At 58.2% G+C, this 15086-nt stretch carries 9 protein-coding genes, 1 pseudogene and 1 CRISPR repeat array (1 of these 11 cut by a window edge); of the genes and pseudogenes, 5 read left to right on the plus strand and 5 right to left on the minus strand.

Going from position 1 to position 15086, the window contains the following annotated elements:
• Nucleotides 1-150: a CRISPR direct-repeat array (repeat unit 28 nt; unit sequence GTTTCTTCCCCGTACGCGGGGGTGGACC); it begins 607 nt to the left of the window's first position.
• 92 nt (nucleotides 151-242) lie between these two features.
• On the plus strand, nucleotides 243-2606 hold the full coding sequence (gene cas3 / locus G5V57_RS09475; protein WP_165167257.1) for a CRISPR-associated helicase Cas3': 2364 nt from the start codon (nucleotides 243-245) through the stop codon (nucleotides 2604-2606).
• Between the two features lie 772 nt (nucleotides 2607-3378).
• A complete protein-coding gene (locus G5V57_RS09480; RefSeq protein ID WP_165167258.1) occupies nucleotides 3379-4002 on the plus strand; it encodes a recombinase family protein in 624 nt (207 codons plus the stop codon).
• A 295-nt stretch (nucleotides 4003-4297) separates the two neighbouring features.
• On the opposite strand, the gene G5V57_RS09485 is transcribed toward G5V57_RS09480, so the two are convergent.
• Nucleotides 4298-6793, minus strand: coding sequence for an arylsulfatase (locus tag G5V57_RS09485; protein WP_165173992.1), 2496 nt, complete (start codon nucleotides 6791-6793; stop codon nucleotides 4298-4300).
• A gap of 421 nt (nucleotides 6794-7214) precedes the next feature.
• On the opposite strand from G5V57_RS09485, the gene G5V57_RS09490 reads away from it, so the two are divergent.
• Nucleotides 7215-8987: an adenylate/guanylate cyclase domain-containing protein gene (locus G5V57_RS09490; protein ID WP_256378658.1), complete on the plus strand. Its 1773-nt coding sequence runs from the start codon at nucleotides 7215-7217 to the stop codon at nucleotides 8985-8987.
• 194 nt (nucleotides 8988-9181) lie between these two features.
• Here G5V57_RS09490 and G5V57_RS09495 read toward each other — a convergent pair whose 3' ends face one another.
• Nucleotides 9182-9619: a YidB family protein gene (locus G5V57_RS09495; RefSeq protein ID WP_165167260.1), complete on the minus strand. Its 438-nt coding sequence runs from the start codon at nucleotides 9617-9619 to the stop codon at nucleotides 9182-9184.
• A gap of 89 nt (nucleotides 9620-9708) precedes the next feature.
• Between G5V57_RS09495 and G5V57_RS09500 the strand changes: the two genes are divergently transcribed.
• Entirely contained in the window at nucleotides 9709-9966 is a 258-nt protein-coding gene (locus G5V57_RS09500; protein WP_165167261.1) for a GlsB/YeaQ/YmgE family stress response membrane protein, read from the plus strand.
• Between the two features lie 586 nt (nucleotides 9967-10552).
• Here the strand turns inward: G5V57_RS09500 and G5V57_RS09505 are convergent.
• On the minus strand, nucleotides 10553-12289 hold the full coding sequence (locus G5V57_RS09505) for an adenylate/guanylate cyclase domain-containing protein (protein WP_165167262.1): 1737 nt from the start codon (nucleotides 12287-12289) through the stop codon (nucleotides 10553-10555).
• Nucleotides 12290-12765: 476 nt separating this feature from the next.
• Here G5V57_RS09505 and G5V57_RS09510 point away from each other — a divergent pair, with 476 nt between their 5' ends.
• Nucleotides 12766-13578: a hypothetical protein gene (locus tag G5V57_RS09510; protein WP_165167263.1), complete on the plus strand. Its 813-nt coding sequence runs from the start codon at nucleotides 12766-12768 to the stop codon at nucleotides 13576-13578.
• A gap of 448 nt (nucleotides 13579-14026) precedes the next feature.
• On the opposite strand, the gene G5V57_RS09515 is transcribed toward G5V57_RS09510, so the two are convergent.
• The gene (locus tag G5V57_RS09515) at nucleotides 14027-14887 is read right to left on the minus strand and encodes an IS110 family transposase (RefSeq protein WP_246737585.1); all 861 of its coding nucleotides are present in this window, start codon (nucleotides 14885-14887) and stop codon (nucleotides 14027-14029) included.
• Nucleotides 14770-15048 (minus strand): annotated as a pseudogene (locus tag G5V57_RS34300) (IS110 family transposase); the annotation flags it as partial. The gene G5V57_RS09515 and the pseudogene G5V57_RS34300, both read right to left, overlap by 118 nt.
• Nucleotides 15049-15086 lie beyond the last annotated feature (38 nt).

Consider the following 15086-nt stretch of genomic DNA (forward strand, 5'->3'; position numbering starts at 1 on the left):
TGGGTTTCTTCCCCGTACGCGGGGGTGGACCAACATGGAACGGCATCAATGTGGTCTGCATCTCGTCTCTTCCCGTGCGCGGGGGTGGACCGTGGGTGCTCTGCCAGATAGGTTATTGTGAAACGTCTCTTCCCCGTGCGTAGGTGGACCGAGCGGGCAAACAGCCGCGCTGACTTAACGATGGTCTCTTCAACTGCGCAGAGGTGGACAATTGTCTCCTGCTCGTCGCTGTCACCTAAGGAATGCATCAGCTGATTGAACCGTGGGCCAAGATCAATCCGCAAGGCGAAACCCGTTCCGTCTTTGAACACTCCTTGGACGTGGCTCTCACCATCCATGCTATCCTTGACCGTGAAATCGAGCGCCGACGCCTGTCGTCAGCTTTCAACGTCAAACTGACTGATGTGCACTTGGCGCGGCTTGCGGTCCTCGGTGGCCTGCACGACTTTGGCAAATGCCTGAAAGGTTTTCAGGACAAGCTCGGCTCCCTATCCGCGTTAGGACCTGGCCATGTAGCCGAAGCACTGGCAGTCCTCGTATCAGTGCGTGAAACGCGAGATGCGGTTGGGACAGCCCTGCTTCGCGAGTGGTTCGGGGAGCCCACCAATCCAATCTATGTATCAGTCTGTCATCACGGCGAACCGGTAGGCGAGGACCGCTTCCGTCGACACCTCGCCATCGTCCGCGAACTTCTCCAGACCACACGCTACGGACATGATCCGGTCACGGAAATAACCCGGCTCAGGGACCGCCTCCTCGCTGCATTCCCTCAAGCGCTCTCCGGGGCGGAGCAATTGACGTTCGCGCCTGCGGCCCAGCACTTGTTTGCAGGCATCCTAATGACCGCAGACTGGATGGCGTCCGGCTTTGCCTTCGATCCGGGTGGCAGGCGGGAGCTTGCCGAGGAGCTCCTTGATCGGACCGGCTGGTCCGGCTGGCACAGCGGCGCTACGCCGCGAGCACTTCTGGGTGGCTGGGAACCTACGGCGGCTCAGGCTGCGGTTGAAACAATCCCGCTTCAGAACCTGGTGATCATCGAAGCGCCTACCGGGACTGGCAAAACCGAAGCCGCCCTGATCTGGGCAAGCCGTCTCGTCTTGGACGATCTTGTCGACGGCCTCTATTTTGCGGTTCCGACGCGTTCTGCCGCTACAGAGCTCCACGCCCGGATCGGCCGGGTGATGACCGGACAGCATCCTGCATTGAGGGGGAAGATCGTCCGCGCTGTGCCAGGCATGTTGGATGTTGAGGATGCTCGCCCGGACTATCCACCAGAGACTTGGGCAGTGGCCGCACCCAAGCGGGTCTTTGCCGCACCAATCGCCATTGGAACCATTGATCAGGCCCTCCTTTCAATCATTCGCAACCGCCATGCATGGCTGCGCGCCGCGCTGCTCTCCCGCCATCTTCTGATCATTGATGAAGTCCACGCCAGCGACCCCTACATGGCCGCGCTGACCAACGCCTTGGTTCGTCGGCATCTGAACCTTGGGGGGCATGTGCTTGCCATGTCGGCGACGCTGGGAGAGACAGCGCTGGCGCAATTGCAGGACCGAAGGCGAAAGTCTTTCGAGGACGCGCAACGCGTTTCCTACCCTGTAGTAAGAACGCCAAGCGGCGACACGGTTCTCACCAACACGCAAAGGCGTGCGATAGATATTGGGCTTGTGCCGCACCATGAGGCTCGCGCCAGTGCGGTTGAAGCTGCGCGCGATGGACATGCTGTCCTGCTAATACGTAGTACAGTAAAAGATGCGATTGCCGACTACCTTGCCGTTTCCGCTGAGGTCGAAGCGTTGCTCCATCACAGTCGTTACGCGCTCGCAGATCGGTCTTGGTTGGATCGCTGCCTTCTCGGCATTTTCGGTCCAAAAGCACAGCGGCGTGGCATCGTCGCGGTGACGACGCAAACGGCAGAGCAGTCGCTCGACATCGACGCCGACCTTCTCATCACCGACAGCTGCCCGGCCGACGTTCTGCTCCAGCGCCTTGGCCGATTGCATCGCCACCGGCATGGATCACGACCGCGAGCTTGGATAATCGACCCAGGTCCCCTGACCGAGTTTGTCGCTGAGAACGGAAAACCTATTGGCCGTGACGGACAGGGCTGGCCGTGGGTCTATCAGAACATCTTGAGTGTAGGAGAAACGCTGGATTGGGTTCGCGTACATGGCCAGATTGTGGTCCCGGATCACAGTAGGGCACTGGTCGAGTGCGCCACGCATGCGGATCACCTACGCGAGGTGGCCGATCAGACGGGAAGCAAATGGCAAGTTCTCTGGCAACGCCTCTACGAGCGGGGCCGCATCGACACCCAACTTGCTGAGGCGGGTCTCGTCGACTGGGCGAGGCCGTACCGGGAAGCTACTGTCGATGTCCGTTACGCAACTAGGCTTGGCGAAGGCTCCATAACGGTCGCGACGCCGGGGCTTGTTTCGCCATTTACCGGTGAGCCGATAGCTGCCTTGCCGATCCCAGGCACTTGGCTGAGTGGCATCGATTTTGGGGAGCAAGTTGAAGCGACCGTGAGCGGCAATACAATCACCTTGGAGGGCCGCTCCTTCACCTACACAGAATTGGGTGTGCAGAAGAGCCAATCTCGTTGAGTTCTGGTGTTATCCGACCGCTTGGAAGTGCCACCTCATGTCGCAGATCGTATTTTGAACCATCAGACTGGCATGATTGCCGGCGTAGCTGCCGTTTATCAACGGCATGAGTTCGTTGAAGAGCGGAAATAAGCACTAAACAGGTGGGCCGCGCATATTCAGTTGCTTACCGTCGATCCAATCGCTTCACGCGCTGCATGATCCTTAATTGTGGAATTGATTGCAGAAGGATCGGGAAATGCGAGCAATGGCGACAACTGATCCAAAGGGGCAAGGGAAACTCAATCCAGTTCTGCGAATGAATTTGCGAGAGCTCAAACATGGGCAAACTCGGATATCACGAATAAATTTGCGAGGGTGGGGCCTAGGGGTACGGGGGTGTCCGGCACCAGCGAACCCCCCACCCCCCGCGCGGACTGAGGCATGCCTCGAATTGTCTCGCCAAAATCCAGCGCCAGAAACAAAGGAGCTTACTTTTGCGCGCCCAATTGGCGCAATATTGCAACAAGTCTCGGTACCGCTTGAACCGAGGTGAATATGGTTGTTATCACGGTGATAACAGCCATACAGGCGATGCATGCTACAGCACATCGAGGAGAAACAAACTATGTCCAGCGCGATCACCTGCGCGCTCTGACCGGGGGTGACGGGTGTACAGAAAACCCTCTGCAGTCCGCCCAGCTCCGCCCGCAATTTCATTGAGCTTTTCCCCCCGCTTTGCCTGGTACCGAAATCAGTTGATTCCGGTACCCGTCTAGGATACCATTCCTGCATGCGTCGAGCCGCCATCTACCTGCGCGTCAGCACCGACAAGCAGACCACCGAGAACCAAGAGCGCGAACTGCGGGACGTCGCGGCCCATTCGGGCTGGGACATCGTAGCCACATATCGCGATGAGGGCATCTCGGGCGCGAAGTCGCGCTCCGCACGGCCGGGCTTCGACGCCCTCTGTAAGGACGCCACGCGCCGCAAGTTCGACGTCATCATGGCCTGGTCCGTCGATCGGCTGGGCCGCTCGCTGCAGGACCTCGTCGCCTTCCTCGCGGACATCGCTGTGGCGAGGGTGGACCTGTACCTGCAGCAGCAGGGTCTCGATACGACCACTCCGGCGGGGCGGGCGCTATTCCAGATGTGTGGCGTGTTCGCGGAGTTCGAGCGCGCCATGATCCGCGAGCGCATTCGGGCGGGGCTCGCTCGGGCAAAGGCGAAGGGCGTGAAGCTGGGGCGCAAACCGATTGAGCCGAGCAAGGAACGCGCGATCGTGCGACTCCTGCAAACAGACGGCATCCGGAAGGTCGCGCGTAAGGTGGGCGTGGGCGTTGGCACGGTTCAGCGTATCGCCCGCGAGCTTCGCGCGCCGCAGAAGGACTCGGTCCCGCTTTCGCTTCGGGGCTAGGTGCAATTCTGCTGGCCGAGTCATATCGCAATCTATGATATGGTCGACGTACAAAGTACGTCAGCCATATCGCAGTTCGCTTCGCTGAGGCGCGCTTCGCACTTTCAGGCTCGGTTCGCGTCCTCAGTAGTTAGTTTCGTATACCCCTAAACTTGGTGGCGTGGCGCGACGCCCATGTCCGCCTTGCTCACAAAGCGGCCGAGTCGTGCGGCAGCGCAAAATATCGCGAAGGGCCAGGAGCGGTCATCACAGATCATCGCCAGCCTATCCGCTTAGCCATGTGTTTTTCACAGTTTCAGTCGGCTGCCTTCTTCATCTCCGCTTCCAGCTTGGCTTTGTCGGCATCACTCAGCTGCGGCCGGTCAACCACCAGCTTGAGGCTGTCAATCGTGCCAGTGAAAGCGAACGGCACATGGTACACTTTGTCGTTCACTGGCGTGCCGGTATCCGAGCCGATGTCCATATTCTCATCCCAGGCAAGGATCGTTGCCAGGGTATGTTCGATTTTCTGCGCCGCCGCCACCTTGCCGTCCACCGTCATTATGCCCGTGCCTGACTGGCCTAGGCCGCTTACGCTGTTGAACGCAAGCGTGCCGAAGCCAAGCCCGTCATACTTGAAGTCAAACACGAGTGTGTGCTTACCGGCACTCAACGCGTCGGGAGCTTCCCAAACTACATTCTTCAACCCGAGAAGATTCCAGTCGAAAGTGGGTTTCCCCTTGTTGATATAGAAACCATAGCCCGCGAAGCGTCCACCTTGGGTGATGATCATCCCGTCGCCGCCACCTTCTGGCACCGTCACATCGGCAATGAAAGTATAGGAAGAGTTCAGGATAGTCGGCGCCACCCCGTTCGAGATGCCAGTCATCTTTCCAGGAAATTCGAACTCCGTTCGACCAGCAGTGGCACTCGGACGCGGTGTGACAACACGTGTTGCCACCGAGGCATCCAACGGCAGGACGTTATATCTCTGAGCCTCCTGCCAGAAAAGGCCCTGAAGCTCCTTAAGCTTCTCCGGGTTCTTAGCAGCAAGATCATTAGTCTGGGTCCAGTCATTGTTGATGTCATAGAGCTCCCATACCGCATTGTTGGCGGGATCCGAGTCCACATTGCCGAATGTAACCCAGGCCGGACGCTTGACCTTGGTCGTTGCCATCCATCCCTCATGATAGAGACCGAACTCGCCCATCATCTCGAAATACTGGGTGCGATGATGGGATGGTTCATCCTTGTTGGCCGCATTGAAAGTGTAGACGAGGCTTGTCCCCTCCATCAGGCTCTGCGCGATGCCATCAACCACCGAAGGTTCGCGAATACCCGCTGCTTCGAGGATAGTCGGCGCAATGTCGATCACATGGGCGAACTGGGTGCGGAGGCCGCCCTTGTCGGCAATAACCTTGGGCCAGGCGATGGCCATACCCTGCTTTGTGCCGCCGAAGTAACCCGCGATCTGCTTGGTCCACTTGAACGGCGTGTCAAAGGCCCACGTCCAGCCGACAGCCATGTGGTTATAGGTGTATTCTGTCCCCCAGATGTCATAGAAATACTTAAGCTGATCCGCAACCGACACATCAACTCCGTTGAATTGCGCCACCTCGTTAGGAGTGCCCACGAGTGTTCCCTCTGCAGAAGAACCGTTGTCGCCCGAGATATAGATGATCAGGGTATTGTCGAGCTTCCCCATGTCTTCGACCGCCTGGATCACCCGGCCGATCTCGTGATCGGTATAGGCGAGATAGGCGCCATAGACATCAGCTTGGCGGATGAACATCTTCTTCTCGTCCGCCGAAAGTTGGTCCCAATTCTTCAAGAGGTCCGAGGGCCAGGGAGTGAGTTCGGCGTTCTGTGGAATGACGCCGAGCCTCTTCTGGTTAGCGTAGATGGTATCGCGAAGCTTGTTCCAGCCATCGTCGAATAGGTGCATGGCGCTGATCTTGTCCACCCATTCCTTGGTCGGATGATGAGGCGCATGGGTACCGCCTGGGGCGTAATAGACGAGCCAGGGCTGCTGTGGCGCAATCGTGTTGAGCTGCTGCATGTAGCCGATGGCCTCGTCAGCCATCGCCGTGATCAGATTATAGCCCTTCTGCGTCTCGAACGGGTAAATCTGAGTCGTGTTGCGGAAGAGATTTCCCGGCGTCCACTGGCTCGTGTCGCCGCCGTTGAAGCCGTAGAAGTAGTCGAAGCCCATACCGGTAGGCCACTGGTCGAAGGGTCCGGCCATGCTGATCGTATAAGACGGCGTGTTGTGGTTCTTGCCGAACCACGACGTGGCATAGCCGTTGTCCTTCAAGATCGTGCCAATAGTAGCCTTGTCCTTAGTGATGACACTATCATAGCCGGGATAGCCCGTCGCCTGCTCTGCGATCACGCCGAACCCGGCCGAATGATGGTTGCGCCCTGTTATGAGTGCCGCCCGTGTGGGCGAGCAAAGCGCCGTAGAATGCATATTGGTGTAGCGCAGGCCCATTTGGGCGATCCGATCGAGCGCCGGCGTGGGGATCACACCGCCGAAGGTCGATGGCGCCCCGAAACCCACATCATCGGTGATGATCAGCAATACGTTGGGTGCGCCTTCAGGTGGCGCTATGCGCGGCTGCCAAAAGGGTTTCGACTGCAGTGCGTTGCGATCGATCTTACCTCCGAATGGCATAGCGGGCGCGGGCAGCTGCAATCCGTCGATTGCCCGTGTCGCGGCTGGCGATCCCGCCGGAGCGTTGGATTGCTGTGCGACCGACATCCCCGGAAGTGCTAGGCTAATTCCAGTCACAGCAATAAATGTGCAGACCATCCTTCCGATGGCTGCGCCGAAACAGAACGTCATGGCTTGCCTCCCTGCCGTCACAAATACACGTCTATCTGATACTCGACGAGTGCCTCGGGCCTAAAACCTGCGCTGGTATCAATTTATTGGCAAGCGAATTGCTGCCGCAGGCTGTCCGTGGGGCCTTGGTGATAGTGCAGGATGCATATGCATCCTTTGTCAAAGCCAGCGTTAAATGGGTGGACGGTATTTCCGCTTTGGGTCATTCGCTTCCGGGTCGAGCCAGCAGCAAGTCGGGCCATGTCCGCTATGCCTCGATAGCGGCTAAATTCCGCAGCGCAGCGAGATGACGCAGTGGGCCATTTTCGGACCTTCGAGGCATCCTAACAAGGGCTCGCGCGCGCCGCTCCATAGGCTAAGATGCCTCCAACTGGCAGGAGGTCTGTCCTTGCAGGAAGGGCAACGTAGGCTGGCGGCGATCTTGGCTGCCGATGTGGCGGGTTACTCGCGCCTAATGGCGGCTGACGAGTCGGGCACGCTGGGACGACTCAGGCGGCTCCGAGCGGAGGTATTCGAGCCAAAGATCGCCCAGTTCTACGGGCGCATCGTCGGGTCCGCGGGCGACAGCCTGCTGATCGAGTTCGCGAGCGCGGTCAATGCGGTGCAGTGCGCTGTTGAGGTGCAGCGTGAGTTGGTCGGTCAGAACGCCAGTCTACCGGAAGACAGGCGTATGGCGTTCCGCGTAGGTGTGAACCTTGGCGACGTGATCGCCGAGGACAACACGATCCACGGAGACGGCGTTAACATCGCGGCGCGACTGGAAAAGCTCGCGGAGCCAGGCGGTGTCTGCATCGGTCACGCCATCTACGATCAAGTGAAGGGCAAACTTGCTTACGCCTATGATGACCTCGGCGAGCAACGGGTGCACAACATTGCGGAGCCGGTGCGCGCCTATCGTGTGAAGCCCCCCAATGCATCCGTCAACAGCTTATCCGCGTCGTCGGCTAGGGATGCGCGACCGCTTCCCGACCGGCCATCGATCGCCGTCCTGCCCTTCCAAAACATGAGCGGTGATGTTGAGCAGGAGTATTTCGCCGATGGCATGGTGGAAGAGATCATCACGGCGCTCTCGCGAATGCGTTCGCTGTTTGTGATCGCGCGTAATTCCAGCTTTGCTTATAAGGGTAGAAGCCTGGACATTAAACAGGTTGGACGCGAGCTCGGTGTGCGTTATTTGCTCGAAGGCAGTGTCCGCAAATCCGGCAACCGTGTGCGCATCACGGGCCAACTCATCGATGCTGGCACCGGCGCTCATTTATGGGCGGAACGGTTCGACGGTCGGCTAGAAGACATCTTCGATTTGCAGGATCAAATAACGGGGAGAGTTGTCGGAGCCATCGCGCCCAGGTTGGAGCGAGCCGAAATAGAGCGGGCTGCGCGTAAGCCGACTGAAAATCTTGACGCCTACGACTATTTTCTGCGCGGCATGGCCGCCTTTCATCTGTGGAACAATGAAGCGAACAACGAGGCGCTGCGATTGTTCTACAAGGCTATCGAACTCGACCCCAATTTTGCTGCGGCCTATGGCATGGCGGCGCGCAGCTACTCACAGCGCAAATCGGGTGGCTGGATGACCGATCGCGCGTATGAGGTCGCTGAGACGGCTCGGCTCGGACAGCGAGTGGGAGAAATCGGTGGGGACGATGCGTCGGCTCTCTGTTCGGCCGGGGCAGCCCTCGGGTTTGTCGTGGGCGACCTCGACGGCGCCGCCGCCCATATCGAAAAGGCTCTCGTCCTCAATCCGAACCTGGCGTGGGTATGGCTATCCAGCGCCTTGGTCAGGGTGTGGCTCGGCGAACCGGAGGTCGCGATTGAGCACGCCACCCATGCCATGCGTCTCAGTCCGCAAGATGCTCAAGTTTTCGTCATGCAGTTCGCCATCGGGCTGGCTCATTTCTTCGCTGGCCGCTACAGCGAGGCATTGACCTGGGCGGAAATGGCAAGACGAGCGCAACCAGTCCATGCCCCGTCAAACGCATTGGCGGCGGCCAGCGGCGCACTCGCCGGAAACCGCGCAGTAGCAGACGTCGCCATGGCACGCCTGCGTCAACTCATGCCCGAACTCCGCATGTCCAATCTGAAGGACTTCATTCCAATTCGGCAATCGGAGCATTTCGATCGGTGGGCAGGCGCTATACGGCAAGCCGGGCTGCCGGAATAGTGGCCTTAGAAACACAGCGCTGTCGGGAAGAAGTTCGGTGCCTCGCTGACATCCCTTGGCTCCGATCGACGTCCGTTCTGGGTCATTGGCGACTTGGTCCTTGCCCGACGAAATTTACTCGATGTTTGCTGTGCTCCGTTTGCGACGGCCGGCCGCAATCAACGCTTCGGGACGTCACTCAGGGGCAGCGCATGTCATTGCGGTAAACGCCCTCCAGGGGTCATCTTGTCCACGACATCGGGAAGCATTGAGGCCAAGCGCGAAAGCAAATCCGCGCGGCTCAAGCCGGTTTGTTTAGCGAGACTGTCGATGAGGTCTGGCCCTAACGCGCGTTCCACTTCCGAATCATTGATCGGCTTGTTGGCTCCGGTTGCCACCCATGAATCTGCAGTTGCACCCTGGCCGTTCTGCCGGAAGCGGTCGACCAGCTCACCAAGACCACTATTCATATCGGTGCCTGTCGCGCTGCCACCAAGAGATTTCCGCGCGCCTTCCAAGATTCCACCGAGGGGGCTATTGGGGTCAGATATTCCGAGACCCTTTACAAATTCCCCGATCTTGTCGCGATTTTGATATCCCGCGATGGCGACCAGCCCCAAAAGAGCCCCGAGCGAAGGCATTCCTCTAGCCATTTTCCTCTCCTATTTTTCGTAGTACCATCGGGTTCCAGCATAGCACTTTCGAAGTGCTGCAGGATAACTGCGACACAGGGGAGACGCCCATGAGTATTATCTGGACAATCATCATCGGATTCCTTGCAGGGGTAATTGCCAAATTCCTGATGCCTGGCCCGAATGAACCGTCCGGGTTTATACTGACGGCAATCCTGGGTATTGTCGGGGCGTTCGTTGCGAGCTACATGGGCCAGGTCCTGGGAATATATGGCCCGGGCGAAGGCGCCGGCCTTATTGGAGCCGTCGTCGGAGCTGTCATCGTGCTCGCTGTCTGGGCGATGATTGCGAAGAACAGGGCGGTCTGAAAGACTGGCCTATATTGGCCTGCCCAAGAACTGTCCCCGCACGGACTCTGATTTGGCTTATCCGAGCGGCGGGGGTATGGCTTCAGGGACATACCCAATTCGACTGAGCCTGGGACAGTGGGTGTCGCAGCGACGTACCCGACTCACGACTCGCTTTGCATCATTTCTCGTTTCGGAGCGAGGCATCGCGCAGCCTCGCCACCTTTAAGCGCTCCGCCGTGTCTTGCAGTTGCCGCTGCCGTTGAAGTCTACTAGACACCGAGGTTCGCCAATAGTTACCCCTTTGGCTCATTGATTTGGCGAACGCGGCATGTCTGGTTCGGACCAGAAGCAGACCTGAGTGACTTGCCATTGGGACCGCCACCGGCGCTCATTGTTGCGGAAGCGGCTTGGCCCAGCATTTTGGCGCCCAACCGCCTCAAATTCAGCCAGGCACAACGCTGGCTAGGCGGAAGGCCTAGCGTGCCGGCAACCTTCCACTATACAATGACGGCGCGGTGCAAGCGCAAATGGGCTGTTATGACGGTCAAAACTAAGTCTCTCGACAAAACCGAGATTGTCCAAATCTTCTCCGGCGGGGCACCAACTATTCGAGACCTGCTCGGCGCAGACCTTCGATGTACTTGGCGCGGTCGTCAGGTCTGATCAACGGGTGATATTTTTCCACCCAGTCAATACTTAAATTCGGCTGTAGTCGCTTGCATTGCACCAGACCTATGCGCGCCTGCTCCAAGTCATCTGCGAGACCGGCAGCCGCGGTGAAAGTGCGCCAAGCTGTGCAAAAATCGGGTCGAATTTGAATCGCTCGACGTTCTGCAGTCACAGCGTCTCCGTAACGCCCAGCGACAAAATGGCAAAGGCCCTCGATGGAGAGACTCGCGGCTTGCGTATAGTCGCGGGGGCTCAGTCGTCGTGCAAGTTCGAGTTGATGGACGCCATCTTCTGCAAGCCCCGCGTAACCATACGCACACGCCAAGATTGTTCGGGCAAACGCAAAATTGGGGTTGCGTTGCAACGCCTCATTCAGTTCTTCAACTGCCGGCCCCAGTCGCCTCGAAAATGCATAAACGTATCCGGCCGCAAAGTGGGCCCATGGGTCATCGGGATCGAGGTCAATAGCCCGTTGTGCAAGAGTAAGGGCATCAAATATGCCTTGCTCAAATTCCAGTTTTCCTGACGCTACGCGGGTTGCGAATGCCCATGCAAGTAGACTGCGTGCGCGTGCATAGCCTGGATCGAGCTCGATGGCCCGCTTTAGGAGGTTGATGCCGGTGTCTTCGTCTTGGATGACCCAGGTCCAAATATAGGGCATTGCCCGCACCAAACAGCCCCATGCATCGAGGCTTTCCGGTGACTTGCTCCGCAAACGGAGGCTTTCGGCAGCATAGAGCTGCGGCTCGATGGCTGCGACGACGCTGGCCGTGATTTCATCTTGCAGTGCAAAGATTTCTGCAGTCGGGCGGTCGTAGCGCTCAGCCCAGATATGGTTACCACTCGTCGCATCGATCAACTGACCGGTCACCCGCAGCCGATCGCCTCCTTTACGTACGCTGCCTTCGAGCACATAACGCACCCCCAGTTCCCGTGCTATTTGACGGATATCCGGGGATTTGCCCTTGTATGCGAAGCTCGAGTTGCGCGCGATGACGAAGAAGCCCCGAAGTTTCGATATTGCGGTGATAATATCTTCTGCTATTCCGTCGCCGAAGTACTCCTGCTCCGGATCACCGCTCATATTCTGAAAGGGCAACACCGCGATTGATGGTCTGTCTGGCAGTGCCAACCTTTCCTTCATCGGCCTGTTGGCCCTGCCATTTACCAGTTGGTAGACGTGTACTGGCTGAGCGATGTTCTTGAGTTCTTGTTTTCCGATATCTTCGAACTGGACGTCGAGCCGGTTACCGATCTGGTCACGGACCACTGAAGATACTGCGATACCTCCCGGTGGTGCCGTGCTTTCAAGCCTCGTGGCTACATTCACTCCGTCTCCGAAAATGTCGTCGCCCTCAGCAATTACGTCTCCAAGGTTTACCCCAATTCGAAACAGGATATGCCGCTCCTCAGGCCCTTCCGCATTATTCGTCGCCATCGACGATTGAATTTCGACCGCGCATGCGACAGCATTTACGACGCTTGGAAACTCTGCCAACACCCCGTCGCCGGTAGCCTTGAATATTCGCCCCTTGTGTTCGGCAATCTTGGGGTCGATCAGCTCCGCGCGGACAGCCTTGAGTGCCGCCAAAGTACCAGCTTCATCCTGCCCCATAAGCCGGCTGTAGCCGACCAAATCGGCAGCCAAGATTGCTGCGAGTCTTCGCTCCATGATCCCTGCCAGCCAAAGCCCCGAAGCATGCTATTACGGCTTGTCGAGAAACGCGAGTGCGGATTGCTGAGTTGGCCGCAGCCAATTCCGCGTACCTTGGTGTCGAAGTCATCTGGACATCTAATGTTTGAGTCCGCTTTACCTAACAACGCGGATGCTTGTGCGAGAGGTTCGCACTTCAGCTTTGGGTCACTCGCGACCGGGCCGAGCCAGCCGCAAGTCCGGCCTTGTCAGCTTTGCCCCGATAGCGACAATATTTCGGCAGCGCACCAAAGCGACGCGATGGGCCAATAAGCGACATCATTAAGAGTGTTCGGTGCGTCAAGAGTGCAGACAAAATGTCTGTACCTTTCATTGGGGTCCGAACTTGATCTCCTCGGCCACCACCGCGTGGGGCATTGTGCGCGGGGAAGCCTAGGCGCTTGTTGACACAATTTGCGCTGGCGTGTCAGCCTGAGGCGAGGGCAGGAAAAAACATGACAAATCTACTCGCCACGATGGTCGTGGGGCTCTTTGTGGCTCTGCCTAGCTCGGATAGTGTTGCCGATCCACATCCGAAGGGCTTTTCCAACCACCAATTCAATGCCGTAAAGCCGGTGACAAAAGGCGGGGTGACGACGTTCCGGATTCAGGACAAGCAGTGCAGCAAAGTTGACTACGGTGACGGGCGAGGTGAAAGCGACTGTTACAATGGAAATGTGCGTTCGAACTTGCTTTACCAACCTGACGCTCGACTGAACACCGCTTTAGAATATCACTTCGACATTTGGATTGATCCATCGTTCTCCTACGGCGGCTTCTACAACGGCCACTCCATAGGATTCTTGAAGGACGCGCTCGACAGCCGACTGCGGATCGCAAGTTGGGAAGGTCCTTACCTCCACAATTTTCTCTATATGTTGAAAGCCGACACCATCCACGGCATTACGTTCCTCGGCAATCAGTGCCAGCCGAAGGAACGATTTGGTCAGTGGGTTTCGTTTTCGATGAAGGTGCGCTGGACTGCGGACAAGCGTGGATGGATCAAGGTCAGTTGTGACGACAAGGTCATCTATTCGGCAGAGGCCGTTGCGACAAATCAGGCACCCCACTGTTACATCACAAATCAATGCGAGCCGGGTGTAAAAAAGAATCCGAAACGGATCACTTTTATCGTCGGCCCTGTGATGGCTGGCTTTGGTTATGAATGGAAGAAATACGGCAAGAAATCTCAATTCACCGACATTCAGCCTGAGGGAATTACGATCAAGATGCGCAATATGGCGGTAACCAAGATTGCCAAGCCATAACGTTCGCATCATCTGAAACACTAACTCCAATCAGAGGCCGGATACGCGACGCACGGCCGGGCCATACATTGTGTCACTCGCGACCGGGCCGAGCCAGCCGCAAGTCCGGCCTTGTCAGCTTTGCCCCGATAGCGACAAAATCCTGCAGAGCCGAGAAGTGACGCGAAGGGCCATGTGTGGACGGCTCCGGGCTGTCAAGGTTCTTTGCATGTCGCAGCGCTGGTCGTAGCAGCCATGTGTTCGGCCTTTGAGCGCGGCTCATAGGGCCGCTGGCCATAATGCCTTCCGCGGATCAGGTCCCGGTCAAAAGCTCGCGTTCGACAATGCTGTGGCCCATGTGGGTTGTCCTGATCGCCGGATCGACCGGTTCTGCGTTACCTGCTGTCAGTCCTTTCCAGCCTTCACATCACGCCGTTGCCGGCGCGAACTCGTCCAAAGTCGCCGTGCCCTAGCGAGCCAGCGCGGCGGGTTCCCTGTAACGCTCGCCCTTGGCCATCATCGCCCAGGCCATGCGGGCAATCTTGTTGGCGAGCGCGATCGCGGCCACCTTTGTCGGCCGCCGTTCCAGCAGCTTGGCAAGCCATGGCCGATGCTTGCTGCCGTGGATTTTCGCGTATCGGATCACCGCCAACGCGCCAGCACAGAACAGCGAGCGCAGGTATCGATCGCCCTGTTTGGTGATATTGCCAAGCCTCTCCCTGCCTCCACTGGAGTGCTGCTTCGGCACCAGCCCAATCCAGGCTGAGAAGTCGCGTCCCGAGCGAAACGCCCTCGGATCGGGAATACTGGCGACCAGCGCGGTTGCCAGCGCCGGACCGACCCCGGGGAGTTCGTCGAGCCGACGGCTGGTCTCGTTTGAGCGATGCCAGGCGTTGATATGCTGGTCGAACGTCAGGATCTGCAGCTTAAGCTGCCGTAGTTGACGGCCCAGTGCCTCCAGGCACTCGCGCGCAATCTCGGGCACGCGTCCATCGTCGGGATCGGCAACCACATCGAGCAGCTTCTCGACGCCATTGCGGCCGACTGGTGCGACAATGCCAAACTCGGCAAGGTGGGCGCGGATCGCATTGATCAGCGCAGTCTGCTGGCGAATGAACAGATGCCGCGTACGGTGGAGCATCAGACAGGCTTGCTCTTGGTCGGCACGAACCGCATGCTTGGCCGCTGCACCGCCTCGCAAATGGCCTCGGCATCGGCCGCATCGTTCTTCTGGCGTTTCACATACGGCTTCACATAGGCCGGCGGCATCAATCGAACCGTGTGCCCGAGTGCCTGCAACTGGCGCGACCAGTGGTGCGAGGACGCGCATGCCTCGACACCAACCACGCAAGGCGAAAGCTTCCTGAAGAAGCCGAGAACCCGTGACCGCCTGAGGCGCTGGCGAATAACGCCCTGGCCGTCTGCGTCAATGCCGTGAACCTGGAAAACAGACTTCGCAATGTCGAAACCGATTGTCGTCACCGCTTGCATATCGAGCTCCTCCGAATCGTAGTCACCTTTTGGCAACC

Source organism: Nordella sp. HKS 07, assembly GCF_011046735.1.
In the GTDB taxonomy this organism is placed as follows: domain Bacteria; phylum Pseudomonadota; class Alphaproteobacteria; order Rhizobiales; family Aestuariivirgaceae; genus Taklimakanibacter.

What these genes read in the sequence shown, in the direction of transcription:
- cas3 (WP_165167257.1), top strand. Translation starts at nt 243, where the DNA reads ATGCATCAGCTGATTGAACCGTGGGCCAAGATCAATCCGCAAGGCGAA.
- G5V57_RS09480 (WP_165167258.1), top strand. Translation starts at nt 3,379, where the DNA reads ATGCGTCGAGCCGCCATCTACCTGCGCGTCAGCACCGACAAGCAGACC.
- G5V57_RS09485 (WP_165173992.1), bottom strand. Translation starts at nt 6,793, where the DNA reads ATGGTCTGCACATTTATTGCTGTGACTGGAATTAGCCTAGCACTTCCG.
- G5V57_RS09495 (WP_165167260.1), bottom strand. Translation starts at nt 9,619, where the DNA reads ATGGCTAGAGGAATGCCTTCGCTCGGGGCTCTTTTGGGGCTGGTCGCC.
- G5V57_RS09500 (WP_165167261.1), top strand. Translation starts at nt 9,709, where the DNA reads ATGAGTATTATCTGGACAATCATCATCGGATTCCTTGCAGGGGTAATT.
- G5V57_RS09505 (WP_165167262.1), bottom strand. Translation starts at nt 12,289, where the DNA reads ATGGAGCGAAGACTCGCAGCAATCTTGGCTGCCGATTTGGTCGGCTAC.
- G5V57_RS09510 (WP_165167263.1), top strand. Translation starts at nt 12,766, where the DNA reads ATGACAAATCTACTCGCCACGATGGTCGTGGGGCTCTTTGTGGCTCTG.
- G5V57_RS09515 (WP_246737585.1), bottom strand. Translation starts at nt 14,887, where the DNA reads ATGCGCGTCCTCGCACCACTGGTCGCGCCAGTTGCAGGCACTCGGGCA.